The following is a 25,155-nucleotide window of genomic DNA, read 5'->3' as shown; positions in this document are numbered from 1 at the left end:
ATCGAGCTGATTGGACTACCAAAGGCTCCCGCAAATATTCCCTTATGGGTATATTCCGGGGGTCTTTTTTAGATTCTGGTGGGTCTATGGATGTGTAGCAGAGGAGAGATAGCATGGATGATACACAGTGGGAGCGGCTGGAGGAGGCAGACTACCTGTTCCGTAAAATGGTACGCAGATTCGTCAAGGAACGAGACCGGGTAAGCGTGGAGGGGATTGCCTTGCCGGGCATGCTGATTCTGCAAAAGATTATCGCTGGCGGTGAGCAGCGGCTCGGCGATCTGGCGGAGCAGCTCGATTTCACTTCGGGCGCCATAACCGCGCTGAGCGACAAACTGGAGGCTGGCGGATATACGTTGCGCAGGCGGAAGGAGGATGACCGCAGAACAGTGCTGCTTGATATTACAGCCAAGGGCCGGGAGATGGTGGAGCGCAACGGCAGCATCGGTGCCCGATGTATTACGCTTCTGTTCGAGGGCTTTACGGATAAGGAGCTTGAGCAGCAGAGCCGCTTCTATGAACGGATCATCGGCAATCTGGAAGGATTCTCGGATACCCTGTTGAAGCTGGCGCAGCACAATGCTGAAATCCCCGTTCCCAAAGACCCTGGACAGAAGCCGCGCACAGGCGCGAACAAGAAATATCTCAGCTATTGAAACGAAGTCAATGCTACAAAACTTAAGTGTGTGCTTCCGAAGTGAGTTTTGCGAAGGAAGTCAACGAAGTCAATGCTACAAAACTTTAAGGAGAGATGATCATGGGACATTCAACAATTTATCCGACAGGGGCGACGGTATACAAGCCCGCTAAGGCATGGAGCGGCTATACCGTATTTCAGGCAGGCGACGAAGGTGTCGTGCTGATCGATATGAGCGGCAAGGAAGTACATTTGTGGCAAGGGCTGATCGGGTTCCCTGCCAAAATTCTTCCCGGCGGCTACGTACTGGGCAGCACGGGCAGAAGAGATCCCAAATTCGGCATTCAGGATAATGTGGATCTGGTTCAGGTCGATTGGGACGGCAATGTGGTCTGGAGATATAACGGCTACGAGCATATCGAGGACCCGGGTTATGAGCCGCTGTGGTACGCCCGCCAGCATCACGATTATCAGCGGGAGGGTAATCCGGTCGGATACTATGCTCCCGGGCTTAATCCTTCAGCTAACAGTGGAACAACGTTAATTTTAGCCCATAAGAACCTGCATAACGCTGAGATTTCTGACAAACAGCTGCTGGATGACACGATTATTGAAGTGGACTGGGAGGGTAATGTGATCTGGGAGTGGGCGGCCAGTGACCATTTCGCTGAGCTGGGATTTGATCAGGCGGCGCGCAATGTTCTATTCAGAGATCCCAACACCCGCTCCTTCGGAGACCTGGGCGGCGGCGTAGGCGATTGGCTGCATATCAACTCCGCTTCTTACGTAGGGCCGAACAAATTCTATGATAACGGAGACGAGCGTTTCCACCCGGACAACATTATCTGGGATGCCCGCGAGGCGAATATTATCGCCATCACTGACAAGAGCAGCGGAGCCATCGTCTGGCGGCTGGGGCCGGATTATTCGCTGCCTGATGTGAAGCATATTGGCTGGATTATTGGCCAGCATCACGCCCACATCATACCGAAGGGTCTGCCGGGCGAAGGCAATCTGCTCGTATTCGATAACGGCGGCTGGGGCGGATACGGTCTGCCGAATCCCTCTTCGCCTTTTGGACAGAAGAATGCGCTGCGTGACCATTCCCGGGTGCTGGAGATCAATCCGGTAACACTGGATATCGAGTGGCAATATACCTCGGCGGAGGCCGGCTTCTCCGTTCCGACCGATTCCTATAAATTCTACAGTCCGTATATCAGCTCGGCGCAGCGGCTCCCGAACGGCAACACGCTGATTACCGAGGGTTCAAATGGACGTTTGTTCGAGGTGACCGCTAAGCATGAGCTGGTCTGGGAGTATATCTCCCCGTACACTGACCGCAGGAATACGAATATGGTCTACCGTTCCTACCGTGTACCCTATGCCTGGGTGCCGCAACTGGCGAAGCCGCAGGAGAATGCCATCGGGCCAATCGATGTATCCAGCTTCAGAGTGCCTGGAGCCGCGCCGAAGGGATCGGATTCAGTAGTAAGTGTAGCAACAACGCTTCCGTTTACAGAGGGGGCCGCTTGTGTGGCTACTGCGGAAGAGAGCAGCGTTCGGAGAACCAGTTAGATGATGGCTAGATAGCTATAGAAATTCATAGACGAAGAGGTGCGTAATTTTGAAAAAATCATGGTACGGCTCAGCCTTCCTGCTCTTATCCTTATCTCTCGTACTGGTTCTGTCCGGCTGCAGCTCCAAGGGAGACGCGGCGGCTTCCACTGGAACGGACAGCGGTAAGCAGAAGACCCTGAAGATTAAAATTGCCGATATCAACACGAATCCTACCTTCCGGGTAGCAGTCGATAAAGGCATCTTCGCCAACCATGGCATCGACGCAGAAATCATCAACTTCGGCACTCCGGCTGAGGGAGTGAATGCGCTATTCATCAAGCAGGTAGACGTGGCCTTCGGTGCCGATTTCCCGGTGCTCAATGCCGTCTCCAAAGGCGAGTATTCGATCATTGCTTCCGCCGGCCAGGCTACGGATCAGGCAGCGGCGGTATGGAAGCTGTACGTAAGGGACGAGATCAAGTCTGCTACGGATCTGAAAGGCAAGAACCTAAGCTTCATGCGCGGTACGTTTCTGCCGTATCTGTGGGATGAATACCTGAAGGAGCAGAGCATTGCGCTAAGCGATGTGAAGCTGACAGGACAGGGTGCGTTCGACGAAGCCTTCATTGCCCTTAAGCAGGGCGATGTGGATGCTGCCTGGTTCAGCGGTTCGGCGTTGACGGATAAGCTGGCTGCGCTTGAGGGCGTGCATGAGCTGACGGATATGTCTAAGACTCCGGTGCGCCTGGGGATGGGGATTGTCGCCGGGAATGACTTTGTGCAGGCCAATCCTGAGGGGATTGGAGAATTCCTGGCAGCGGTGGACGAGGCATCGGCTTATGCCCAGGAGCATCCGGAGGAAGTAGCCGATCTGATGTTCAAGGAATTGAAGCAGCCGAAGGAAGCGACGCTGAAGGACTTGCCGACGAATCCTTGGAGGGTTGGCTTCACCCAGGCTGCGTATGACAGCCTCGCCGGACAGAAGAAATATATGATCGATACAGGAATCATTGAACAGGATTTCGATCTGGACAGCAAGCTCAGTCTGGAGCCGCTAAAGCAGGCGCTGCCGGATAAAGTGACTTACACGAAATAACCTAACTTTCAGGAGGTGCCCCATGTCTTTATCTGCCAAACAGCATGCCATTCATATCGAGCACCTGCGTAAGAGCTACAGCGAGCCTGCGGCCGGGGACGTTCATTATATTATCAAGGATGTGAACCTGGTTATTAAAGGCGGCGAGTTCTTCGTGCTGCTCGGTCCGAGCGGCTGCGGCAAATCAACGCTGCTGAACATGATCGCTGGCTTTGTCTCTAAATCTGGCGGCAATCTGCGGGTGGACAACGTCGAGGTGGATAAGCCGGGCCGGGACCGGGCGGTTGTATTTCAGCAGGCAGACTCTTCCCTGTTCCCCTGGCTCACGGTGCGGGAGAATGTAGATTTTGGACTGCGGATGAAGAAGACGGCCAAGGCAGAGCGCCGGGTCATATCAGACCGGTATATCACGCTAGTCGGGCTGAACGGGCATGAGGATAAATTTCCGAAGGAATTATCGGGAGGGATGAAGCAGCGGGTACAGCTGGCCCGGGTACTGGCGAATGATCCGGCGATCCTGCTGATGGATGAGCCCTTTGGCGCGCTGGATGCCATGACCCGGCGGACGATGCAGAAGGAGCTGGTGCAAATATGGCGTGAGACGCATAAGACCGTTATTTTCGTAACGCACGATATTCAGGAAGCACTGCTGCTGGGTGAGCGCATCGGCATCATGTCCGTGGGGCCTTCCTCCAATATCACCGATATATACGACAATGCGCTGCCGTTTCCGCGGGATGTGGCCTCGCCGGAGTTCTACTCGCTGTATAACCAAATTCAGAGCCATTTTGAAGAATAGAATCGGGGGGCAGTACATGTTGAAATGGGTGGAGAAAAAATGGGTCTCGGTCTCCCTGCTATGGATTGCCGCACTCTGCATCTGGCAGCTGGGCGCATGGGTGTATGGTCCGGATGTCATTCCGGGGCCCTGGGCTACGCTTAAGGGAGGGCGGGAACTGGTCCAAGACGGCACCTTGATGCAGTATGTCGGTATCAGCTTTTACCGCGTGCTTGTCGGCTGGGTACTCGGCAGCCTGCTGGCTATTCCGGCGGGGCTGATCATCGGGAAAGTGAACGTCATCCGCATTTTTGCCGAGCCGTTCTTGAATTTCATCCGGTTTATTCCGCCGATTGCCTTCATCACACTTTTTCTGGTCTGGTTCGGGATCGGGGAGCAGTCGAAGATTGCGCTGATTATGTACGCCACCTTCTTCATCGTCGTACTGAACACTTTAACAGGCGTAATGTCGGTGGAGGAGGACAAGATCCGCTCGGCCCGCAGCATGGGTGCGAGTGAATGGCAGATTCTGCTGTATGTGATTGTACCAGCTACGATCCCGTATATCTTCACCGGTGTGCGCCTTGCGATGGGGACCTCCTACATGGCGATCATCGGCGCAGAAATGATCGCTTCGAACGAAGGCATCGGTTATCTTATATGGAATTCGCGGCTGTTCTTCCGGACGGACTGGATCTTTGTCGGACTGATCTGCCTGGGGTTCATGGGCTTTGCGACGGACCGGTTGTTTGGCTGGTTCGGCCGGAAGGTGCTCTACCGCTATGGTGTGGTCAGTATGGCTGCGCGGAGAAGATAATACGGTGAAGGGAGAAGGTTCTTACAGTCTGGAGGTATAAGTCCTTGACGGATACAAGTTGTTACAGCTATAGTAGCTGTAACAACTTGTTGGGGCGGGTGCGGTTATGGACAACGGATTTGATTATACAGAGCTGATTGGATTCCAGATTATCAAAGGCGAGGTACTCATCAAGCGCAGGATGCTGGCTATTTTTATGGAGAAGGGCTACGATCTGACCTTTGAACAATGGACGGTGCTGAATGTGCTGTATGCGGAGCCAGGAATCAATCAGAGCGAGATTGCTGCCAGAACCTTCAAGGACAAGACGAATGTTACCCGTATTCTGGATGTGCTCACGAAGAAGGGATATGTGGCCCGCGAAGCGCATGGCAAGGACCGCAGAAGCTATCAGATTTATCTGACTGCAGCGGGAAAACAGATATTCGCTGATCTTATTCCCCATGTGAGGCAGTTGAATAAACAATTTAAGCAAGACATCCCGGACGCGGAGTTGGCGCAATTCATCCATACCCTGGAGACAATTTGCCGGAACGCACAATAAATTTTTTTGTTCACATAGTTGTTATAGCTATTATATATATAACTACTAATTCTGAGTCCACGAAAGGAATGAGCGATTATGGTGGAATTAACGGTGAAGGAAAGATTTGCATTCCGGTTTATTTTTAATGAGAAGAGAGTGTATCAGCGCTGGTATAGCAGGTTTCTCATGTTCGGTACAGATTATGGGAGACTCCGGAGAGTGGTGGGGAGAATCAGCGATTGGCGCGAGTGGTGCGAGGTCTGGACGGCTGAGGGCGATGAGCTGTTCCGCAAAGCGGAAAAGGCACTCACGGAAGGCAGCCGGGGTATAGCCAGAGCCTTGTTCCATGAAGCGGTGGCCTGCTACCATGCGGGTCAGCATATCTTTTTTATCGACAGCCGGCAGAAAGAATCCACCCAGGCAAAGGCGAGGGAAAGCTATGCCCAGGCGATATGTTTATATAACGAAGCTGAGAAGCCTGTGCGGGTGGATATCCCGTATCGCGGAGTCTCTATTCCGGGCTATTTGCGAAGAGCAGATACAGAAGGCAGACCCCTGATTATTTTCGTGAACGGCATGGATAACATTAAGGAGGCGGAGGGGCATCATTTTGGCTCAGTGTTTAACCGGCAGGGCTTTAATTTCTTTACGTTTGACGGACCGGGCCAAGGGGAGATGTGGAGCTCGCTGAAATTCGATGCCCGGAATTACCATACTGCTGTATCGGCGGTAATAGACTGGTTTGAACAGCAGCCGGCAAGCGGGATCGATCTCGGAAGAATTGGTCTCGTCGGCTTCAGCCTGGGCGGATATTTGGCGCCTGAGGCCGCAGCCCGCGATCCCCGGGTGAAATGTACGGCCGGCAACAGCGGTCTGGTCTATATCGGCGGGATTCAGGGGCTGAAGCAATTGAATCCCATCTGGCAGCGGGGGGTTACGTATATGACGGGCTGTGCAACGCTGGAGGAGGCGCTCCCGCAGTTCAATTATGACATTGAAGACGCTCCGGTCCTGCGCTCGCCCCTGCTTTTTTTTCATGCAGGCCGTGATGAGGTGATGCCTGAGCCCAAGACTCATGCAGATAAAATGATGAATTGGGCCAAAGGGGATGCTACGCTGAAATATAATGAGGATGCGGAGCACTGTACGATGAATTATCTGGATGAGGTTTTCCCGGAAATCCTGGATTGGTTCGAGATGCATCTGCGTAAGTAGCCTTGCCTTAACCGCTTATACAGAATTATTGAAGACAGCTGTCCGGAATCCGGGCAGCTGTTTTTTACAATTTATATGCTTTTGGGGTCCCAGCAAAGTACCTGAGTAATCATCGAAGCCAAAGCCCCACTTTGCGGGGGTATTTTACAAATCCTTCTATTCCGCTTGATTCCAGGGTAATAATGGAATCCTATACTTCAGTTGGGCAGCGTATAGCTTGGATCATAGAGCCCGTAAATCAGAAATAGGAGTGATAGGGAAATCATGAAAAAGAGATTCGTACGGCTAATGTCCATGTGTCTGATGTTGTCCTTGCTCGTCCTGCTGCTTGCCGCTTGTGCCAATTCAGAAGCTGAGGCCGATGAAGGAAACGGCGGCGTCAAAGAGCTGAGCTTAAGCGAAATCGAAGCTGAGGCTACCAAGGAAGCCGCTGTAGTCAGTGTGGGCATGCCGGACTCCTGGGCGAACTGGAAGGATACCTGGAATGATATTACGGGCAAGTATGAAATTACCCATACCGATACAGATATGTCGAGTGCAGAGGAAATTGCCAAGTTCGAAGCAGAGAAAGATAAACCGACAGCCGATATCGGCGATGTCGGCATCGCCTTTGGCCCGGTTGCAGTTGAGAAAGGCGTAGTCCAGCCTTATAAAACCTCCCACTGGGACGAGATCCCCGATTGGGCCAAGGACAAGGACGGCAATTGGGTCGTTGGCTATCAGGGCAGTATTGCCTTCCTGACCAATACGAAGCTGGTTGCAGATCCGCCCAAGAGCTGGGAGGACCTGAAGAACGGCAGCTATAAAATCATCGTGGGCGATGTAACCAAGGCAGCCCAGGCGCAAATGGCGGTGCTTGCTGCTGCCATCGCCTTTGGCGGTGATGAGTCCAATATTGAGCCCGGCATTGCCTTCTTCGAGGATCTGGCGAAGAAGGGCCGTCTCTCAAACGCCGAGGCATCCCTTGCGAATATCGAGAAGGGCGAAGTGGAAGTCACGCTGCTATGGGATTTCAACGCGCTGAACTACAAGGACCAGATCAACAAAGACGGATTCGATGTGGCGATCCCGAAGGAAGGCAGTGTCGTGAGCGGCTATGCGACCATAATTAACAAATGGGCACCGCATCCGAATGCTGCCAAGCTTACACGTGAGTACATTCTCAGCGATGAAGGCCAGATTAATCTGGCTAAAGGCTATGCCCGTCCGATCCGTGACAGCGTGAAGCTTCCGGTGGATGTGGCCGCTAAGCTGCTGCCACAGGACGAGTATGCCAACGTGAAGCCGGTCGGGGATTATAAGGTTTGGGAAGAAACTGCCAAGGCCATTCCGCAGCTGTGGCAGGAACGTGTGCTTGTACATTTGAACTAATCCTCCTGTCGGACAGACTATAGACAAGAGATGAAGGGCGCCTTAGCTAAGGCGCCCGCTTGCTATTCTAAGCGAGAGGAGCATACGGAATGAAACACAGACAACGCAGCGTAATTCTGGCTCTGGTTCCCTTTGTGCTGATGGTGTTGGCTTTTCAGGTGGTGCCGGTCTTGTCTATGCTGACGGGCAGCTTCCGCAGAGCGGATGTAGCGGGCTTCACGCTGGGCAATTATCAGCATGCGCTGAGCAGTGCCTATTATATGCAGGCGATCAAGAACAGCCTGCTGATCTCAGTTCTCTCCAGCCTGATTGGGCTCGGGGTAGGGCTTGTATGTGCGTACTGTATTACACGCTTTGCTCCGGCGGTACGTGACCGGCTGCTGATGCTGTCCAATATGACCTCGAACTTTGCCGGGGTTCCGCTGGCTTTTGCCTACATTATTCTGCTTGGCAATAATGGTGTGTTCACGCTGCTGTTCAAGCAGTGGGGCTGGAATGTGTTTGACGGATTCAATCTGTACAGCTGGTCCGGTCTGATCCTGGTCTACGTCTATTTCCAGATTCCCCTGGCCTTATTACTGCTGTATCCGGCGTTCTATGGTATCAGGGAGCAGTGGAGGGAAGCGGCGGCTCTGCTGGGTGCAGGTCCTTGGCAGTTCTGGAAGACGGTCGGCCTGCCAGTGCTCTCCCCGGCGATCTTCGGTACGCTCGGCATTCTCTTTGCCAATGCGATGGGTGCGTATGCTACCGCCTATGCGCTGGTTGGCGGCAACTATAATCTGCTGGCTGTCCGTATCGGCTCCCTGGTTGCCGGAGATGTGGTGACCCAGCCGCAGATGGGCAGCACGCTCGCGGTTCTGCTGGCATTAAGCACACTGCTGGCGGTATTCCTGAATCAGCGGATGGTGCGGCAGATGGAAGGGTACAGCGGCAGAAGTCCTGCCAGGCAGGAGCACCGCAGCGGGATATTCAAGCGGCGCTGGTCCGCAGTCCGGGAGGAGGCAGGAAGATGAATACACGCAAAGCGGGCTTTGCCCCGCGCACCTTCATGCTCCTGCTCATGATCTACCTGCTGCTGCCGCTGGTGGCGACAGGGCTGTATGCTTTTGCCCAAGACTGGCAGAATACGTTGCTTCCCGAAAGCTGGACACTAAGCTGGTTCAGTGGCATGTTTCAGGATATCCGCTTCCTTGAGGCGCTCTGGACATCGCTCTATCTGTGCCTCCTCAGCGTTCTGCTTAGTCTCGCGGTGATGCTGCCGGCCGTGTTTGTGATTACGGTTTATTATCCGCGCTTGGAGAGCTTCATGAAGTTCATTGTGGTTCTGCCATACGCTGTGCCGGGAGTAGTGGCTGCCGTTGGATTGATCCGGACCTATTCCTCTGGCCCCTTTGATATCTCTGGCACTGCCTATTTGCTGGTAGGGGCTTACTTTGTGGTCACTCTTCCTTATATGTATCAGGGCATCCGCAACAGTCTGCTGAGCGTATCTGCAGTGGAGCTGCTGAATGCGGCTGAGCTGCTTGGAGCAAGAAGACGGACGGCTTTTGTTAATGTGATTCTGCCGAATATCTGGCCGGGTGTTATGGTCTCTGCGCTGCTGTCTTTCTCCGTGCTCTTCGGGGAGTTCGTGCTGACCAATATGCTGGTTGGGGGTCACATCCAGACGATTCAAGTCTACTTGTTCCAGCGTGTAGGGGAAAGTGGACATTTGGCCAGCGCAATTGCGATCTCTTATTTTGTGTTTATTCTACTGCTGTCGGCGGTACTGATGAAGCTGGGACAGAAGATTAGCAGACAGTCGAAGTAAGGAATAGGGAGGATAAGGGTATGGATGATTATCTGAAGCTGCAGGGTATCCGCAAATTGTTCGGCAGTGCGCCGGTGCTGGATGGAGTGGACTTAAGCATCGCCGAAGGGGAACTAATCACTCTACTGGGGCCGTCCGGCTGCGGCAAAAGCACGCTCCTGCGCTGTATCGCCGGGCTTACCGGTCTGGACAGCGGCAGCATTAGGCTTGCAGGCAAGGAACTGACGAAGCTGCCGCCGCGCAGCAGGGATGTGGGCATGGTGTTCCAGTCCTATGCGCTATTCCCCAACCTGACCGTCAGCCAGAATGTGGAATACGGAATGCGTATGCAAGGGGCGCCTCCGGCAGCGCGGCGCTTGCGGAGCAGCGAACTGCTGGCAATGGTTGATCTGGAAGACAAGCGTGATGTCTATCCGCAGTCGCTGTCCGGCGGACAGCAGCAGCGGGTCGCCCTGGCCCGCTCGCTTGCCGTTCAGCCGAAGCTGCTGCTGCTGGACGAACCGCTCAGCGCGCTCGACGCCAAGATCCGCAAGAATCTGCGTGCGGAAATCCGCGATATCCAGCGGCGGCTGGGGATGACAACGCTGTTCGTCACCCATGATCAGGAAGAAGCACTGATCCTCTCGGACCGGATCTGTATCATGAACCAGGGCCGTATTGTCCAGGAAGGCTCCCCGGAGCAGCTGTACACAGCGCCGCGGACGGAGTTCGCCGCCCGTTTCATGGGCAGCTATAACGTATTCAACCGGGCAGAGGCACTGGCGCTTTTCCGCAGCATTGACAGCCGTGCCGACCGTTTTGCCATCCGCCCGGAATCCGTTACCCTACTGGCAGAAGGTGAGCCGATACAGGATGATGCGGACGACATGATTGATGTGAGCGGTGAGGTGCTGGCCGTATCGGTTCTAGGCAATATCATCCGCGCTATTGTCGCGGCCGAAGGTGTTCATCTGACCGTAGATCTGCTGAATGACGGCCGCTTACTGCGGGTTCGTGAAGGAGAACGTGTTACCGTCCTTCTCGATCCCTCCCAGCTGCTGCATCTGGAGCAGGAAGGGGCATAGACAGGCGGGTACAGCTGCAAAAGGTGTGGCTGGTTCTATTCAGGATAGGCTGGATGAGCTCTCCGCTGCGGGTTATGGTTTCATGCTATAATGGGGTATCTATGAGCAAGATAAGCAGGAAGGAGCACTACCCCATGGAAGTAACCGCACAGGAAGTGGCGGAATGGATGGTTAAGGAAATCAAATTTACAGGAACCCTGCACCAGACCGCAGCGATTGAATATGTGAAGGCGAATTTCGGCGAAGAGTTTGTCTTCGTGAATGAGAATGGAAATGCATCGCTATCCAAAGAGGTGAAGAAGGCTTTCCGCAAGCTGCACGGCGGCAGAATTGCCTGGGACCGTGACGGGTTCCTCTGGGCTTGGACCTAAGGGCTGACTCAGCATAGGAGAACCATAAGAACACAAGCAGAAACGGCTACGCCGTCCTTGAATAGGACGGCATTCGTTTCAGCGAGAAATAGAAGGATAAATTATCATGTGAAACAGATAAATTCTTATATTTTAACAAAGGGAGCATTGCTGTAATAGCAGTGCTCCCTTTGTTATTACATAATCGTCATAGCCTATACATATTCCAGCATGCCTTTCTCCTTGAGCAGATCGACAATGTCTTTGACCGACTGGGCTTTATCCTTGGGACAGATCATGACTGCATCCCCGGTGTCAGCGATGATGAAGCCGTCTACGCCGATGGTGGTAATCAGCCGCCCGTTGCCATAGATAATAGAGTTGCGGGTATCGATGCCGACATGATTGGCCTTGATAATGTTGCCTTCATCATCAGGCGGGAAGATTGCACCGAGTGCATCCCAGCTGCCGATGTCATTCCAGCCGAACTGGCCGGACAGGACCACTACCTCGTCGGAACGCTCCAGAATGCCATAGTCAATCGAGATATTCTGCAGCAGCGGGTAGATCCGGTTAATGGTCTCCTGCTCCTGATCCGTACCAAGCGCTTCACTGATCGGCAGCATAGTATTATATAGCCGCGGCAGATACCGCTTGAAGTTATCGATAATGACCGAGGTCTTCCAGATGAAAATCCCGCTGTTCCAGAGATAATTGCCTGAGGCCAGATATCCCTGTGCCTTTTTGAAATCCGGCTTCTCCACGAATTCAGCTACATCGTATACGGCAACCGGTTTGACTGCGATCGGCTCTTTGTCATAAGCGATATAGCCGTAGCCGGTGGAAGGAAAGGTCGGTTTGATCCCGATCGTGACAATGGCATCACTCTCCATCGCGACGGTGCAGGCTTCGTCCAGCGTAAGCCGGAACTGCGGCTCATCGGTAATATAATGATCGGAAGGCAGGACCACCATTAAGGAATCCCCTTCGCTTATCTGCTGGATGGAGAAGGCGGCGAACAGGATGCTTGCCGAAGTATTCCGGGCCACAGGCTCGATCAGAATATTGCTCTTCTGCACACTGCTGTGCATAATGCTCTCCAGCAGGACCGCCTGGGTGCGGTTGGTTACGATCACGGTATTCTCCTGCGGGATGATGCCCTTGAAGCGTTCGATCGTATCGTTCAGCATAATATCATTGCCGCTGATGTTCAGCAGCTGCTTGGGAATTTCCTGTCTGGACAGCGGCCAGAAGCGGGTGCCGCCTCCGCCTGCAAGAATGGTTGCGAATTTATCCATGGTGAGTCACCAGATGGGCAATCGAGAAGGAGATGATGCTCTCCGATCCCTGATTGAGGTTCAGCCCCGAGCTGTGAATTCCGTCGTAGCAAGCCCCGGTCTGGGGATCAATCAGTGAGAGCTGCAAAGAATTATTCCCTGTATACCAGGCGTAGCATAAATCGGCCTGCTGCAGATAAGCAGGGTCCTTCAGCACCACAGCGGCTTCCTCGCAGGCCAGCAGCATTTCGCAGGCTTCGATCGGCTGTTCATCATATAGCGCAGGAGTGCCGCCGCGCAGCAGCCAGCCGTGGCTGCCTATGGGCTTGTAATAGCCTTCCGGCGCGAAGGTCCGGGAGATCAGGAAATCCAGGCTTTCTTTTGCTGTATATTTCAGCGCCGGATTGCCGGAAATCTTGAAGGCCTTGAGCAGCGCCCAGGGCAGCATGGAATTACCGTACGTAAGACTGTCTTCATACCAGTTCCAGCCTTCGCCCTTGGTGAGGTTGTATTGGTCATTCAGCCGGACGGCAACAGATTCAATAAGTTCTGTGATGAAGGCTTCCGGCAGGAAGGCCAGTTCTTCATCTGTGCTTGGCGTATGCGGATAAGGGAAGGAGTAGGTGAGCGCTCCGGGAGTTTTAAGCAAATAGCTGAGTCCGATAACGGCATAGGCTAAAGCCCGTGGAGACCGCAGACCTCCGATATGCGGCAGCGCCTGGTTAATTAAATAACGGCAGGTATTCAGCAGATTGTCCGGCAGTATGGAGGAATAGGAGAGTACGAAGCCCAGCGCCCAGAGTGTGCGCCCCTGGCAATCCTCGGAGCCGCGCTCCTCCAGGAAGGAACGGTTATAGTCCATGAAGTTCCTGAAGTTGCCCTCTTCTGTCTGTGCATGGTGGACGAAAGAGAGATACGTATGGATCAGGTCAAGGGAGGCGTTGTCCTGATTTTTTTTGTACATCAGAACGGCTGCGATTAGAGCCCGCGCATTGTCATCAGTGGTGTAGCCCTTGGCACGGTCGGGAACCCCGAATTTCGTATGCTGGAAAATCCCTGTATCGTCGGTAATCCGGCGCATATAGTCCGGTTTGAACTGCAACGCTGCGGATGTCTGCATCAAATCACACTCCGGCCAGCCGGTTTGGAGAGGGCTATTTTGTCCTGGAAGATGGCAGCGTAGGTTTTCGCGATTTCACTCCACATCATGGTACTGCCGAGCGCCTGTGTACGTTGCTCCATATCCTTGACCTTGGCCGGATCATCCAGCAGCTCCAGAATACAGGCTTCCAGAGAAGCTGAGTCACGGAAATTCGCCAGCAGGCCGCGGCCTTCAGCGAGCATCTCTTCAGCATAGCGGTAAGGAGTGGAGATAATTACTCTGCCATAGCCGACGCCGTATGCGAGCGTGCCGCTGACTGCCTGATCCTTGCCCAGATAAGGGGTCATATAAATATCCGACATTACCAGTGACTCGATGACCTCTTCCTGGGTCAGCAGCTTGTCGACGAACAGCACATTGTTGACCAGGCCTAATTCATGCACCAGATCGGTCAGTTTTTGACGGTAGACTTCACCTGTCTCCAGTTTGACGACCGGATGAGTCTTGCCCCAGATAATATAGAGCGCGTCCGGGTGCTGCTTCACTACTCCGCTCATAGCCTCAATGGCATATTCAATGCCCTTGCCGGGACTGAGGAAGCCGAAGGTCGAGAGTATTTTGCGGTCTCCGAACTTGTACTGGGTCTTTAGCTCCGCGCGGGTAGAAGTCTTAACGAAAGGCACACCGTGGTGAATAAAAGCAATTTTGGCGGCGTTAATATGATAGACAGAGATGAGATCATCTACCGTAGACTGGGCCATGGTGACAACCTTGACGCTTCCCTCGGCGAGCCGGGTAAGGATCTCATGCTGCTTGGGTGTAGGCTTGGTTAATACAGTATGGAAAATGACCACATAGGGTTTATGAAGCTCCTCCGTGAACTGCAGCAGATATTCGCCGCTTTCCCCGCCGTAGATTCCGAATTCATGCTGAATGACTAGCAGATCGGTATCGGACTGATTGATTTCCCTAGTTGCATCTATATAATCAGATAGCTGATGTTGGTTGATTTCCCGCATGACCTGGTCTGTGTAATGGTAATTTCCGTTGTTGTTCATGGCGATGATACGCGGTTTGTTGAAGCCTTGAAGCTTCGTGAACTCATCCAGGAGATCTTGGGTGAAGGTAGCAATTCCGCATTCTCTCGGCAGGCTGGTAGATAGGAAAACAATATTTTTATTGCGGTTGCTATGGTTCATGCGTAAAGCCTCCCTATTGATTATCGAAATTTGGGAACAAAAAAAGAAAATAAAGAGGACTTTATTTTCCGGAGATAAGTGGTATGAAATTTCGTTTCTGCAATTTATTTCCTGTTCTAACTATAACATGACCATTTTATCTTGTCAATTCATTGACTCCCCTCAAATCTCCGGATATAGTGATGTAGGAGGTGTAGGAATGCCGGTCATACGCAGTAAACTGAGTGAGGTTATGGAGAAGCATGACCCCAAATTATCGATCCGCAGGCTTGCAAAAGATATTAATTACCATTTTGATTCCGTCCGGCGGATGTACAAAGATGAGATGGTGCAGTATCCCCGGGATCTGCTGCTGAAGCTGTGCGCTTACTTCAATATTCAGCCCGGAGAATTGATCCGGATGGAATCAGATGAGAACGATTGGACAATAGATAAGGCAAATGAGTATGAGGAGGAAGGCAATGACAAGGAGCACCGCAAAGATAGCAACCTGTAATGAGCTGCTGGATACCTTTTATGCCTATCTCCGTACCGTGCACGTGGAGAAGCTGGTCTTCTCCGGTGTGGGCGGACGTGATGTATACAATATAACGGCTCCTTTTCTGCATGACGGGGAGGAAGTCATCTTGGGAAGAGTTGAGGAACGGGATAGTGAGTTCTCTCAAGTCTTCTTTTTTACATTCCGGGAGGATGGCGTTTGGGTACCCCGTGCACATACTCATACGTATAGTCTGCAGGATCCCTGCGTAACCCGGATTAAGGGTGAACTGATTGTCGGAGGAGTAGAAGTAATCACAGCCGGGGACAATCCGCAAAAGATAGTCTCGTGGGTCACACAGTTCTACCGGGGATACCGGATTGATTCGATGTACCATTTCTCCTCCGGTCCGGCAATGATGAAGGATATACGGCTGATTGAGCTGCAGGATGGCAGAATCGGCGTACTCACCAGGCCGCAGGGAGAGCGGGGAGGTAGAGGGCAGATCGGCTTCACCATTATCGATTCACTGGAAGAGCTGAATGAACAGACCTTTCTGGAAGCAGAGATTCTGCAGCATCAGTTCGTGCGGGAGGAGTGGGGCGGAGCCAATGAAGCCCATCTGCTGCGCAATGGACATGTGGGTGTGCTCGGGCATATCGCCTGCTTCGACCATCTGGGGAAGAAGCATTACTACTCCATGGTCTTCTCGCTTAATCCGGATACCTTCGAAACTACTCCACTCAAAATCATCGCGGCCAGAAGCGATTTCCCCATCGGTCCGGGTAAACGCCCCGAACTCCAGGATGTCATTTTCAGCGGGGGGCTGGTGCGCTTAGAGGGCGGCCGGGCGGTATTATCTGTAGGCGTCAGCGATGCCGAAGCTTACAGAATTGAGATTCCCGATCCGTTTACAGAATATGAAGCCTGATTCTCGCTGGTTTGACTAGATTCTATGGTCATGGTACACTTAGTATGACAAGAATTTATGGTCGAAGAGAGCGGGAACCAAGCAATGAGTAAATTTATTCAACTAAACAATCGTACGTCTGATACAAAGTCCAACCTGAATGTAGCAAGAAAGCAAGGCCGCATCCCGGCTGTACTGTACGGAATTGGTAAAGATACTCTAAGTCTTGAAGTGAGCGAGAAGGAACTGCTGGAAATGCTGAGAACCAATCCGCGTGCAATCCTGCAAGCGAAATTGTCTGATGGTACAACCGTTCCGGTGGTGGTTCAGAACATCCAGAAGCAGTCGATGTCCGGTAAAGTGCTGCATATTGATTTTCAGCATGTGAATATGAGCATCAGCATGGACAGCAAGGTTACGATTCATTTTGCAGGCGAAGCTGTTGGGGTCAAAGAAGGCGGCGTACTGCAGGTGGAAATATATGAAGTAGATGTCCGCTGTATGCCGGGCGATCTGCCGACTTCCATGGAAGTGGACATCAGCGGCCTTGCCATTGGCGACCAGTTGCTTGTGTCTGATCTGATTTTCCAGGATGGTATTGAAGTGCTGACCGATCCAAGTACAGTAATGATTCAGATCAAGACTGTGCATGAAGAAGCTGAAGAACCGGAAGTCACTCCGGCTTAAATAGAGGATAACGAATATAGCCCCTTTGGGCAGAACGTATTGGGAACTCATGATGATGTCATGATTCCGGCTACGTCTGCTGGAAGGGGCTATTTGTTGTTCTAACAGGCATATTTCCGGGAAGGAGCTACTTCAGTGCTCCCTCCGTCAGGCCGGCAACGATATAGCGGTGGAAGAAGAGGTATACGACAATCATCGGGAGCGTAATAATCGCCAGTGCGGAGAAAAGCAGCTTATAGTCGGTCATATATCGGCTGGAGAAGGCCAGCAGGCCGATCGGGATGGTCTTCAGTGCATCATTCTGGATGTACAGCATGGCCAGCAGCAGCTCATTCCAAGCATTCAGCGCCGAGAAGATCCCCACGGTAGCCATGTTTGGAACAAGCAGCGGAAGGATAATTCTGCTGTACATCACCCAGTCATTACAGCCGTCCATGCGGGCAGCTTCCAGCAGTTCTTTTGGTACGGAGTCTAAGTACGCCTTGAGCAGAAAGATAGCCAGCGGAAGTCCTGTTCCTATATAAGGAAGAATTAACCCCATATAGGAATCCTTCAAATTCAGCTGCTCAAAAATATAGCTCTGGGCAATGAAGAAGGATTGCAGCGGCATGAACAGTCCGAATACGAACATTAGCATCAGGAAGCTGCTTCCTCGGAATCGCAGCTTACTGAAGGCAAAGGCTGCGAGGCTGGCGAAGAGCAGAATGCCTGCTACGGTAGCCGAGGTGACGATTACGCTGTTGCTGGCATAGGTGCTCATATTGCCGACAGTCCACGCTTTGGACCAGTTCTGCAGATTAACCTGTTCCGGCAGCGCGAACGGGGTGGAGAAGATCTTACGGTTCTCACGGAATGAGGAGAGGATAAGCCAGAGGATCGGATAGAAATAGAAGCAGGAGATGAAGATCATGAACAGATAATACAGAATATGTGAGAGCGGTCTGCGTTTTGCCGACTCCCCTCCGCTGTAAGCGTCGTTCTTGATATCCAGGGCTGTGGTCGTCAAGGAGAACACCTCACTTTCTCATGATTTCAGAGTTTACATGTTTCGGTGGCCCCACAAAGTACCTGAGTCATCACCCGAAGCCAAAGCCCCGCTTTGTGGGATTATTCTAAAATATAAGAATTTTATATGTTGGACACTATAAATTATCCTTCTATTTCTCGCTGAAACGGTACCGTCCTTTGAGAGGACGGCAAAGCCGTTTCTGCTTAATACTCCAGCACACCGGAGTCTTTCTTCTTCAGTCTGCCGGCAACAAGCCCGATGATCGCAATCACGATTGTCATTATGACAGCGAGCGCAGAGCCGTAGCCGATGCTCATGTGGGTAAAGACTACTTTGACCAGATAGGTCGTAACGATTTCGGTCGAATTATACGGCCCGCCGTTAGTCATTACATAGAACAGGTCGAAGGACTGGAAGCCGGTAAGCACACATAGCATGATGCCTGTCTCTACCAGATTACGGATCATCGGTACCTTGATCTTGAAGAATATCTGTCCTTCCCCGGCGCCATCCAGATGGGCGGATTCATAGACTTCTTTGGAAATGCGCTGGATTCCGGAATAAAAGATGGTCATATAGAACCCTGCGTAGACCCAGCCGGATACGATGCAGATGGAGTAAAGTGCCGTATCGGGGTTGCCTAGCCAGACTCTGGTCCAGCTCTCCAGGCCGATCTTCTCCAGCAGGATATTGATAAGGCCGAAGTCGGAATTATAGACGAATTTCCATAAGTAGGAGACGACAATCATCGGCAGCATGACGGGCACGAAGAATGCTAGCCGGAATATTCCGCTGCCCTTGCGGCCCATCGTGATTAATCCTGCGAGTCCCAGTCCGACAAGGACTTCAACAACGACCGTGGCTACAATATAAATCAGTGTGTGTCCATAGGAATTAATGTAGATGCGGTCTTGAAAAGCCCGGATGTAATTGTCAAAGCCGGTGAATTTCATATGGCCGATCCCGTTCCAATCGTAGAAGCTGAATACGAATGTCATGAGGACCGGAATAAGTACAACAAAGGCAAACAGCAGGAGGGCTGGCGAGATGAACAGGTAGGGAGAGAGCTTATTGCTTCGGCCGGACATGGGACCACCTCCAATTCAAGATAAGATAAGGGGGACCGCCGCAGGGCGGTCTATAGTATAGAAGCATAAGAAACCGGAGGGGATGGGAGCCGGGATAACACGGGAGTGGTGCTTGTCTGTGGAAGCAATACGAACGCAGCGGGCCGCAACCGGCTCGGGCAAACGGTGCAGGTAGGCGGATTCGATACTTTGTTCGGTGACCGGGCCGGCGGCTTTTATCTCGCTGCACAGGCACTCGGCAGGGCTGTGCGCTGCTGGGAAGGCAGGGAACCCTACAGTGATCTGGTCGAGCGGATACCTCTGAGGCTTGGGTTTACAAGCTTCGGGGAGATGCTGAACCGGTATCTCGATGATGAGATCACTGCGGCGCCGCTGGAGCTGTCGCTGATTGTTCACGAATCGGCAGACTCGGGTGATTGGCTCTCCCGCCAGTTGCTTGCAGATATGGGCAGAGAGCTGGGGATTTCTGCATCGGCCGTAATCCGCAAACTGGGCGGCTTTGAAGAGGAAGCGGTGCCGGTCATCCTTACGGGGAGTATCCTTCAATCCGGCAGAAACCCGTTGCTGCTGGATGCGCTGCTTCAAGAGGTGAAGGCGGAGCATCCCCTTAGCACACTAGTAATCCCGGAGCTGCCGCCTGTATTCGGTGCGGTGATGCTTGCCATGGACCAGCTTGGCCTGCCCGTAACCACAGCAATAATAGAGAGTTTCAAGAGAGACGGAGGAAATCACAAATGAAGAAGAACCACTTGAAAATCGCAGTAATCGGAGGAGGCTCCTCCTATACGCCGGAGCTTGTAGAGGGACTGATCCGTTATTATGATGAATTCCCGGTTGCTGAGCTGTATCTGGCTGATATTAAGGCCGGAGCGGACAAGCTGAGAATCATAGGTGAACTGGCGCAGCGTATGATTGATGCAAGCGGCAAACCAATGAAGCTGCATACGACGCTGGACCGGCGCGAAGCGATTCGCGGTGCGGATTTTGTCGCTACGCAGATCCGTGTGGGCATGCTGGATGCCCGCTCAAGAGATGAGAAGATACCGCTGGCCCATCATTTAATCGGCCAGGAGACGACGGGCGCGGGCGGATTCGCCAAGGCGCTTCGCACCATTCCGGTAATTCTGGACATTTGCCGGGATATTGAGGAACTGGCTCCGGGCGCGTTCATGATCAACTTCACCAACCCGGCCGGTATTATTACGGAAGCCGTCTCGAAGCATTCCCGTGTCAAATCTGTCGGGCTGTGCAATCTCCCGATAAGCACGAAGATGCAGATCGCTGAGCTCTACGGGGTTCCGCAATCGGATATGTTTATTGAGATTGTCGGAATCAATCATCTCCACTGGACGACCCGGGTGCTGATTGAAGGAGAGGACGTGACGGAGGATTTCCTGAACAAGCTGTCCGGAGCCAAAGGACCTTCGATGGCCAATATACCCGATCTGGAGTGGGATTCCGAATTCATTCAGTCCGTGGGAGCACTTCCTTGCCCCTACCACCGTTATTATTATATGAAGGAGGAGATGTACCGGGAGATCTCCGGGCATTATCAAGAGACCGGAAAGACCCGTGCCGATGAGGTAAAAGAAGTAGAAGCCGAGCTGTTCGAGATCTATAAGCAACCTGAAGTGAACAGTAAGCCGGCTCAATTGGAGAAACGCGGCGGTGCCTACTATTCGGAAGCGGCTGTTCAATTGATGAAGTCCATCTATAATGATACCGGCGACATTCAGACGGTCAATGTGCGTAATCAGGGGACTATCCCTGATCTTCCGGGCGATGTCTCCATTGAGATCAACTGTGTTATCAAATCCGATGGACCGCATGCGCTTGCCCCGAGTAAGCCGCTCCCTCCCCAGATCAGAGGTCTGCTGCAGGTGGTGAAGGCTTATGAAGAGCTGACGATTGAAGCGGCAGTGAAAGGGGATTATGCCTCTGCACTACAGGCGCTGACGATCCACCCGCTGATAGGAGATGAGCGGATCGCCAAGGAGGTTCTGGCCGATATTCTTGAGCAGAATGCCGATTATCTGCCCCAATTCCAGGTGCGGGCAAGATGAACCCGGGAATAACAGCATCAGCCCCATTCAGCGCCGAGTAGCTGCTGAATGGGGCTGATGCTTGTGTACAGGCGGCCGTGTGTCCCGTTATACAGGGACTTCCCGGGTGCTTTTTTCCATCGGGGATTTGCACAGCGGACAGGGCTTCGAGGCAAGGTGATCCTCGGCTCCGCCCGCCTTCATCCGGGTCCAGCCCGGGCAGGACTTCCCGGAACAGCTCCAGACGGGAACTGTATGCATTCTGGCTGCAGAGGACCCGGACGAATAGCTGCTGCGTACTACAGTGCTTCTGTTTCCGGCGGCCGGTGCAGTTGCCTGAGGCGGTGCTGCAGCGCGGAAGGCGGAGAGCATGAAGCGCGAGACCTCTGCCTTCTTGCCCCGGTGCCTTGCGGGCGAGCTGATGAACAGCTCCTCGCGGGCCCGGGTAACGGCTACATAGGCGAGTCTGCGTTCCTCTTCGAGTGCAGCTATTCCAGCCTCAGCTGCGGCTCTGGCGGCAGCACTGCCGACCACAGTAACGCTTGCCTTCGCCGGCTTGCGGTCCTTCAGCCGGCCCTCCTCCAGTGCGGAGCTATGCGGCAGAATACCCTCGGAAGCCCCGATAAGGAAGACTACGGGGAACTCCAGTCCTTTGGATTTATGGATAGTCATCAGGGCGATGCGGTTGCCTTGCTCCTTAAGCCCCGGCTGACGGCTCTGCTCGTTGCGCTCGGTTACGTTATCAATGAATTCGAGGAACAACGGGATCGTGCCGAACCGCTCTGCGGATGCCTCCAGCTCATCGAGCATTTCCTTAAGCGTCTCCCGGTGCAATGTGGCCTGGTGCCGTTCATTGGCTTCAATGAAATAGTCATAGAAAACAGTGCGGATCTGGCGGATCGCCTGCACCGGCGTCAGCCCGCTCAGCCCGCGGATCAGATCCAGCCGCTCGCGCAGCTTGGTAGCTTTGAAATCCTCCATGCCCGGCATGGACAGGAGGTGAATCAGCGGGCCCTGTTTCGCCTGCACGGACTCCATGCGGCGGATATGCTCCATCCCTTTTTCCCGGCTCATGTAGAGGGTCGGCAGAATATTCTCCATCGCGGCGAAGTTACGGCGGTTAACAGACAGGCGCAGATGATCCAGCACGGGGGAGATCAGCCAATGCTCGTAGAGCAGCTGGCCTTCGCCGTAGTCTACATAAGGGATATCGCGCATCAGCAGCAGCTCTAGGATTGCCCGGTTGCTGCTGGTGGCGCGGTACAACAGCGCATAATCGCGATATTCCCTTGCTCCGCTGCCAATCTCACGTTCAATATGCTCTACAATCTGCTCGGCCTCTTCGTCCGCAGTCTGCGGACGAAGATAGCGGGGCGGATTTCCACTGCTTTTGGCCGCTTGCAGCGTCTTGGCCCGGCGCCGTGTATTATGGCGAATAATCCCGTTACCGAGCCCGATAATGGCCGGTCCGGAGCGGTAATTGATATCGAGGGTGATCACCTTGGCATTTGGATACAGTTTCTCGAACTCCAGAATGAACTCGCTGCGCGCCCCGTTGAAGGAATAGATGGTCTGATCATCGTCTCCGACCACCATCAGGTTGTCCTGTGGATGGGCGATCATTTTGACCAGCTCATATTGCAGCGCATTCGTATCCTGGAATTCATCGACCATTACATATTGGTATTTCTGCTGCAGCTCCAGCAGCAGCGCCGGCTGCTCCCGGAGCATCCGGTAGGCGATCAGCAGCACGTCGTCGAAATCGATTTTGAAATGTTCGGTCTTCCACTGCTCGTACAGGGCGAGAATGGCCTTCATTTCCTTCTCCGCTTCTGTCGTTTCCGGCATATCCTCGGGCAAGCCCATATTCATCTTGCAGGAGGAGAGCAAGGTGAGCAGATTCTCTGGGGGATAGGCATCCTTCGGCAGCCCAAGCTGACGCATGATCTGCTTCAGCAGGATGTGCTGGCGCCGCGTCTCGTGGAAAATATCCTGCCGCAGTCCCTGACGGCGCAGGAAATAGAGGAAGAACGAGTGGAACGTGCGGGCCTGCAGCCGTGCGGCATCACCTGCGTTCACACCCGGCAGCACGGCAATCCGCTCCCGCATTTCCGCCGCAGCCTTGCTGGAGAACGTGAGCAGCAGCAGCCGGCCCGGGGCGATGCCGCGCACAGACAGCAAATACCCGGTTCTGCAGATCAGCACCGAGGTTTTGCCGGAGCCTGCTCCCGCCAGCGTCAGCAGCGGCCCGAGATGATGCCGCACCGCTGAGATTTGCGGAGAATTGAGCAGAATGCCGCCTTCCTCCAGCCTGCGGAAGTAAGCCGCGTCGCTGTCTCCGGGTTTCACGGTCTCCCTGCTCGTCCGGGCGGAGGCAACCTTCGCCTGGGGGATTTTCTCGCCGGTAGCACCGAGCGGTATATTATGAAATAATAGCTTGTTCATTGGAATTCACCTTCATTTATTCTATAAGCTAATCTGCAAGTAGAAATGATAGAGTCTCGAATACATTGATATAGTGATTAAGCAGCCGTACATTTTGACCAGTATACAATATACCATTCTGATCCGGTTTCTGCACGGGAGAGGAATAGAAAAGATAGGACTGGAAATAAGTTTCTTCTAATAATAAGTGTTGAGTAATTATATGGAATAAAAGATCAAATGTAATTCCAACAGCCATGATATCGTATTAACAGAGGAGGGGACAGCCTATGAGTGAAGGAATACATTCCAAGGCCGTGAGGCGTTCGCTGAATTATATTGAGAGGAACCTCACAGAAGCGATTACCCTGAAGGAAATTTCGGTGCACAGTAAATTTTCTTCCCACCATTTCTACCGCATCTTCTATGCGGCGGTGGGGAAGACGGTGGCTGATTACGTACGGCGGAGAAGACTGGCCAAAGCAGCCGCAGAGCTGATTTATACCAATAAACGAATATTGGATATCGCCGTAGAATACCATTTTCACTCTCAGGAGGCCTTCTCCCGTGCATTCAAGAAAGTGTACCGGATTACTCCCGGCCAGTACCGGACCTACTCAAGAAATCTGATTAAAGGAGAGATCAAGATGATTACAGAACAAGCATTGAAAGGCTGGACAGTTACCGGATTGAACGGGGAAGACTATGAAGTTACGGTGGATAAGTCAGAGGTTCATATGGGGAAAGCTTCGGCACGGCTTCAGTCTATTAAAGCCCGGGAGAACGGCTTTGTCACCTTAATGCAAATTTTCAGTGCAGAAGCCTACTTGGGTAAGCGGCTGAAGCTCTCGGCCTTTGTTAAACCGCAGCATATCAACGGCTGGGCCGGATTGTGGATGAGAATTGATGCGGAGAACGGGGAAATGCTGAAGTTCGATAACATGCAGAGCCGGCCCATCAAGGGTTCAGAGGACTGGAATCAGTATAATGTGATTCTGGATATTCCGAAGGAGAGTTCGGCAATAGCTTTTGGTATTCTGCTTAGTGGGGCCGGCAAAGTATGGGTGGATCAGTTCCGTTTCGAGGTCGTCGATGCCAAGGTGCCTACAACCGATGAGGGTGTGGAGGATAGTCTTCCCCCGGAACCGGTCAACCTCGATTTTGAAGAATAGGACCGCAATTTGAGCTCCGGCTTACTTCAGTCTGGAGAGGATGTAGTTCACCTTTCGCTCAAATAACCGGGGCTTATCTTCCTTAATTTCCTCCAGCAGGAACATCAGGCATTGCTTGATTCTTGGCGGCATGAGGGCGGCGATATCGGCGTAATCCTTGCGGTAGTTATCATCGTTCAGGATTCTTTCATTCAGTACAATGGCCCAGTTGCGGGCGTGCTCCAGCATCTCCGGAAGGGAGTGCAGCAGCTGGGTCAGATACATCTCCATCTGAAGACTCTCCACGAAATGGACGAGGCTGAACATGACCTCCTCCTGCTCTGTGTCATCATCGAAGACCTTGAAGATCTGATGAATTACAACGTCCTCTGTATCACCGGCCAGACCTTCCAGTGCAAGATCAAATTGCTCACATTCCAGCTCGGTACGCAGCAGCCGGTTCTCATATAGCCGGGCAATCCCCGGGTACAGGTTCATTTATGTTCCTCCTAACGCTCCCGGCAGCTGAAGCTCCCGGGCTGTTTATGTTGTTCTGAGCTTCACTAT

Annotated in this window: 24 protein-coding genes and 1 pseudogene; 18 read left to right on the top strand and 7 right to left on the bottom strand. The window is 52.9% G+C overall.

All coding sequences use genetic code 11. The features are described from left to right. The first annotated feature begins 113 nt into the window (after positions 1-113). From MKX70_RS04100 to MKX70_RS04045, 12 genes are all read left to right on the top strand, one after another. Positions 114-656 carry a MarR family winged helix-turn-helix transcriptional regulator gene (locus MKX70_RS04100; protein WP_042231874.1) on the top strand — a complete coding sequence of 181 codons (543 nt, stop codon included), beginning with the start codon at positions 114-116 and terminating at the stop codon, positions 654-656. 101 nt (positions 657-757) lie between these two features. Further along, the gene (locus MKX70_RS04095) at positions 758-2,212 is read left to right on the top strand and encodes an aryl-sulfate sulfotransferase (protein ID WP_042231877.1); all 1,455 of its coding nucleotides are present in this window, start codon (positions 758-760) and stop codon (positions 2,210-2,212) included. 49 nt (positions 2,213-2,261) lie between these two features. Next, the gene (locus tag MKX70_RS04090; RefSeq protein WP_340839583.1) at positions 2,262-3,290 is read left to right on the top strand and encodes an ABC transporter substrate-binding protein; all 1,029 of its coding nucleotides are present in this window, start codon (positions 2,262-2,264) and stop codon (positions 3,288-3,290) included. Between the two features lie 22 nt (positions 3,291-3,312). Then, positions 3,313-4,089 carry an ABC transporter ATP-binding protein gene (locus tag MKX70_RS04085; protein WP_340781252.1) on the top strand — a complete coding sequence of 259 codons (777 nt, stop codon included), beginning with the start codon at positions 3,313-3,315 and terminating at the stop codon, positions 4,087-4,089. 16 nt (positions 4,090-4,105) lie between these two features. Further along, positions 4,106-4,885, top strand: a complete 780-nt coding sequence (locus MKX70_RS04080; protein WP_340781251.1) for an ABC transporter permease — start codon at positions 4,106-4,108, stop codon at positions 4,883-4,885. A 106-nt stretch (positions 4,886-4,991) separates the two neighbouring features. Further along, positions 4,992-5,429 carry a MarR family winged helix-turn-helix transcriptional regulator gene (locus MKX70_RS04075; protein WP_340781250.1) on the top strand — a complete coding sequence of 146 codons (438 nt, stop codon included), beginning with the start codon at positions 4,992-4,994 and terminating at the stop codon, positions 5,427-5,429. A 168-nt stretch (positions 5,430-5,597) separates the two neighbouring features. Next, complete coding sequence (locus tag MKX70_RS04070) at positions 5,598-6,626, top strand: alpha/beta hydrolase family protein (protein ID WP_340839582.1); 1,029 nt, start codon at positions 5,598-5,600, stop codon at positions 6,624-6,626. A gap of 264 nt (positions 6,627-6,890) precedes the next feature. Beyond that, complete coding sequence (locus MKX70_RS04065; RefSeq protein ID WP_340839581.1) at positions 6,891-7,997, top strand: ABC transporter substrate-binding protein; 1,107 nt, start codon at positions 6,891-6,893, stop codon at positions 7,995-7,997. An 89-nt stretch (positions 7,998-8,086) separates the two neighbouring features. Next, positions 8,087-9,010: an ABC transporter permease gene (locus MKX70_RS04060; protein WP_340839580.1), complete on the top strand. Its 924-nt coding sequence runs from the start codon at positions 8,087-8,089 to the stop codon at positions 9,008-9,010. Then, a complete protein-coding gene (locus MKX70_RS04055) occupies positions 9,007-9,807 on the top strand; it encodes an ABC transporter permease (protein ID WP_340839579.1) in 801 nt (266 codons plus the stop codon). Before MKX70_RS04060 ends, MKX70_RS04055 begins: the two co-directional genes overlap by 4 nt. A 20-nt stretch (positions 9,808-9,827) precedes the next feature. Further along, positions 9,828-10,871, top strand: coding sequence for an ABC transporter ATP-binding protein (locus MKX70_RS04050; RefSeq protein ID WP_340781246.1), 1,044 nt, complete (start codon positions 9,828-9,830; stop codon positions 10,869-10,871). Between the two features lie 134 nt (positions 10,872-11,005). Beyond that, positions 11,006-11,242 carry a DUF6953 family protein gene (locus tag MKX70_RS04045; RefSeq protein WP_042231904.1) on the top strand — a complete coding sequence of 79 codons (237 nt, stop codon included), beginning with the start codon at positions 11,006-11,008 and terminating at the stop codon, positions 11,240-11,242. Positions 11,243-11,436: 194 nt separating this feature from the next. On the opposite strand, the gene MKX70_RS04040 is transcribed toward MKX70_RS04045, so the two are convergent. Genes MKX70_RS04040 through MKX70_RS04030 form a run of 3 tightly spaced genes read right to left on the bottom strand, consistent with a single transcriptional unit; the run spans position 11,437 to position 14,799 of the window. After that, on the bottom strand, positions 11,437-12,519 hold the full coding sequence (locus MKX70_RS04040) for a mannose-1-phosphate guanylyltransferase (RefSeq protein WP_042231906.1): 1,083 nt from the start codon (positions 12,517-12,519) through the stop codon (positions 11,437-11,439). Beyond that, positions 12,512-13,618 (bottom strand): hypothetical protein, encoded by a 1,107-nt coding sequence (locus MKX70_RS04035; RefSeq protein ID WP_042231908.1) that lies wholly within the window; start codon positions 13,616-13,618, stop codon positions 12,512-12,514. Before MKX70_RS04035 ends, MKX70_RS04040 begins: the two co-directional genes overlap by 8 nt. Continuing rightward, positions 13,618-14,799 (bottom strand): glycosyltransferase family 4 protein, encoded by a 1,182-nt coding sequence (locus tag MKX70_RS04030; protein ID WP_042231910.1) that lies wholly within the window; start codon positions 14,797-14,799, stop codon positions 13,618-13,620. Before MKX70_RS04030 ends, MKX70_RS04035 begins: the two co-directional genes overlap by 1 nt. Before the next feature lie 199 nt (positions 14,800-14,998). On the opposite strand from MKX70_RS04030, the gene MKX70_RS04025 reads away from it, so the two are divergent. The 3 genes from MKX70_RS04025 to MKX70_RS04015 all read left to right on the top strand — a co-directional run bounded on the left by MKX70_RS04025 (position 14,999) and on the right by MKX70_RS04015 (position 16,874). Further along, entirely contained in the window at positions 14,999-15,295 is a 297-nt protein-coding gene (locus MKX70_RS04025) for a helix-turn-helix domain-containing protein (protein ID WP_042231912.1), read from the top strand. Continuing rightward, on the top strand, positions 15,261-16,208 hold the full coding sequence (locus MKX70_RS04020; RefSeq protein ID WP_042231914.1) for a DUF1861 family protein: 948 nt from the start codon (positions 15,261-15,263) through the stop codon (positions 16,206-16,208). Before MKX70_RS04025 ends, MKX70_RS04020 begins: the two co-directional genes overlap by 35 nt. Before the next feature lie 84 nt (positions 16,209-16,292). Beyond that, the gene (locus tag MKX70_RS04015) at positions 16,293-16,874 is read left to right on the top strand and encodes a 50S ribosomal protein L25 (protein ID WP_042231916.1); all 582 of its coding nucleotides are present in this window, start codon (positions 16,293-16,295) and stop codon (positions 16,872-16,874) included. Positions 16,875-17,001: 127 nt separating this feature from the next. Here the strand turns inward: MKX70_RS04015 and MKX70_RS04010 are convergent, their stop codons facing one another. Then, the gene (locus tag MKX70_RS04010; protein ID WP_052416817.1) at positions 17,002-17,880 is read right to left on the bottom strand and encodes a carbohydrate ABC transporter permease; all 879 of its coding nucleotides are present in this window, start codon (positions 17,878-17,880) and stop codon (positions 17,002-17,004) included. A 206-nt stretch (positions 17,881-18,086) separates the two neighbouring features. After that, the gene (locus MKX70_RS04005) at positions 18,087-18,971 is read right to left on the bottom strand and encodes a carbohydrate ABC transporter permease (protein ID WP_340839578.1); all 885 of its coding nucleotides are present in this window, start codon (positions 18,969-18,971) and stop codon (positions 18,087-18,089) included. A 93-nt stretch (positions 18,972-19,064) separates the two neighbouring features. On the opposite strand from MKX70_RS04005, the pseudogene MKX70_RS04000 reads away from it, so the two are divergent. Together MKX70_RS04000 and MKX70_RS03995 are read left to right on the top strand one after the other, a co-directional pair. Next, positions 19,065-19,709 (top strand): annotated as a pseudogene (locus MKX70_RS04000) (BadF/BadG/BcrA/BcrD ATPase family protein); the annotation flags it as partial. After that, positions 19,706-21,034, top strand: coding sequence for a 6-phospho-beta-glucosidase (locus tag MKX70_RS03995; RefSeq protein WP_042231919.1), 1,329 nt, complete (start codon positions 19,706-19,708; stop codon positions 21,032-21,034). The pseudogene MKX70_RS04000 and the gene MKX70_RS03995, both read left to right, overlap by 4 nt. Positions 21,035-21,121: 87 nt before the next feature. Here the strand turns inward: MKX70_RS03995 and MKX70_RS03990 are convergent, their stop codons facing one another. Continuing rightward, positions 21,122-23,458, bottom strand: a complete 2,337-nt coding sequence (locus tag MKX70_RS03990; RefSeq protein ID WP_042231921.1) for a UvrD-helicase domain-containing protein — start codon at positions 23,456-23,458, stop codon at positions 21,122-21,124. A gap of 269 nt (positions 23,459-23,727) precedes the next feature. Between MKX70_RS03990 and MKX70_RS03985 the strand changes: the two genes are divergently transcribed. Then, positions 23,728-24,609: a helix-turn-helix transcriptional regulator gene (locus tag MKX70_RS03985; protein ID WP_042231923.1), complete on the top strand. Its 882-nt coding sequence runs from the start codon at positions 23,728-23,730 to the stop codon at positions 24,607-24,609. 21 nt (positions 24,610-24,630) lie between these two features. Here MKX70_RS03985 and MKX70_RS03980 read toward each other — a convergent pair whose 3' ends face one another. Further along, positions 24,631-25,086 carry an Imm30 family immunity protein gene (locus tag MKX70_RS03980; protein ID WP_042231926.1) on the bottom strand — a complete coding sequence of 152 codons (456 nt, stop codon included), beginning with the start codon at positions 25,084-25,086 and terminating at the stop codon, positions 24,631-24,633. Positions 25,087-25,155 lie beyond the last annotated feature (69 nt).

This window comes from Paenibacillus sp. FSL R7-0312, assembly GCF_038004445.1.
Lineage (GTDB): Bacteria > Bacillota > Bacilli > Paenibacillales > Paenibacillaceae > Paenibacillus_AQ.
This window is presented reverse-complemented; position numbering and strand designations above follow the sequence as displayed.

Excerpts from the sequence above, each read along its gene's own strand:
- MKX70_RS04075 (WP_340781250.1), top strand. The coding sequence starts at position 4,992 with ATGGACAACGGATTTGATTATACAGAGCTGATTGGATTCCAGATTATC.
- MKX70_RS04080 (WP_340781251.1), top strand. The coding sequence starts at position 4,106 with ATGTTGAAATGGGTGGAGAAAAAATGGGTCTCGGTCTCCCTGCTATGG.
- MKX70_RS04095 (WP_042231877.1), top strand. The coding sequence starts at position 758 with ATGGGACATTCAACAATTTATCCGACAGGGGCGACGGTATACAAGCCC.
- MKX70_RS04070 (WP_340839582.1), top strand. The coding sequence starts at position 5,598 with ATGTTCGGTACAGATTATGGGAGACTCCGGAGAGTGGTGGGGAGAATC.
- MKX70_RS04035 (WP_042231908.1), bottom strand. The coding sequence starts at position 13,618 with ATGCAGACATCCGCAGCGTTGCAGTTCAAACCGGACTATATGCGCCGG.
- MKX70_RS04030 (WP_042231910.1), bottom strand. The coding sequence starts at position 14,799 with ATGAACCATAGCAACCGCAATAAAAATATTGTTTTCCTATCTACCAGC.
- MKX70_RS04020 (WP_042231914.1), top strand. The coding sequence starts at position 15,261 with ATGACAAGGAGCACCGCAAAGATAGCAACCTGTAATGAGCTGCTGGAT.
- MKX70_RS03995 (WP_042231919.1), top strand. The coding sequence starts at position 19,706 with ATGAAGAAGAACCACTTGAAAATCGCAGTAATCGGAGGAGGCTCCTCC.
- MKX70_RS04100 (WP_042231874.1), top strand. The coding sequence starts at position 114 with ATGGATGATACACAGTGGGAGCGGCTGGAGGAGGCAGACTACCTGTTC.
- MKX70_RS04050 (WP_340781246.1), top strand. The coding sequence starts at position 9,828 with ATGGATGATTATCTGAAGCTGCAGGGTATCCGCAAATTGTTCGGCAGT.
- MKX70_RS04015 (WP_042231916.1), top strand. The coding sequence starts at position 16,293 with ATGAGTAAATTTATTCAACTAAACAATCGTACGTCTGATACAAAGTCC.
- MKX70_RS04060 (WP_340839580.1), top strand. The coding sequence starts at position 8,087 with ATGAAACACAGACAACGCAGCGTAATTCTGGCTCTGGTTCCCTTTGTG.
- MKX70_RS03985 (WP_042231923.1), top strand. The coding sequence starts at position 23,728 with ATGAGTGAAGGAATACATTCCAAGGCCGTGAGGCGTTCGCTGAATTAT.
- MKX70_RS04040 (WP_042231906.1), bottom strand. The coding sequence starts at position 12,519 with ATGGATAAATTCGCAACCATTCTTGCAGGCGGAGGCGGCACCCGCTTC.
- MKX70_RS04085 (WP_340781252.1), top strand. The coding sequence starts at position 3,313 with ATGTCTTTATCTGCCAAACAGCATGCCATTCATATCGAGCACCTGCGT.
- MKX70_RS04025 (WP_042231912.1), top strand. The coding sequence starts at position 14,999 with ATGCCGGTCATACGCAGTAAACTGAGTGAGGTTATGGAGAAGCATGAC.
- MKX70_RS04055 (WP_340839579.1), top strand. The coding sequence starts at position 9,007 with ATGAATACACGCAAAGCGGGCTTTGCCCCGCGCACCTTCATGCTCCTG.
- MKX70_RS04005 (WP_340839578.1), bottom strand. The coding sequence starts at position 18,971 with ATGTCCGGCCGAAGCAATAAGCTCTCTCCCTACCTGTTCATCTCGCCA.
- MKX70_RS03990 (WP_042231921.1), bottom strand. The coding sequence starts at position 23,458 with ATGAACAAGCTATTATTTCATAATATACCGCTCGGTGCTACCGGCGAG.
- MKX70_RS04045 (WP_042231904.1), top strand. The coding sequence starts at position 11,006 with ATGGAAGTAACCGCACAGGAAGTGGCGGAATGGATGGTTAAGGAAATC.
- MKX70_RS04065 (WP_340839581.1), top strand. The coding sequence starts at position 6,891 with ATGAAAAAGAGATTCGTACGGCTAATGTCCATGTGTCTGATGTTGTCC.
- MKX70_RS03980 (WP_042231926.1), bottom strand. The coding sequence starts at position 25,086 with ATGAACCTGTACCCGGGGATTGCCCGGCTATATGAGAACCGGCTGCTG.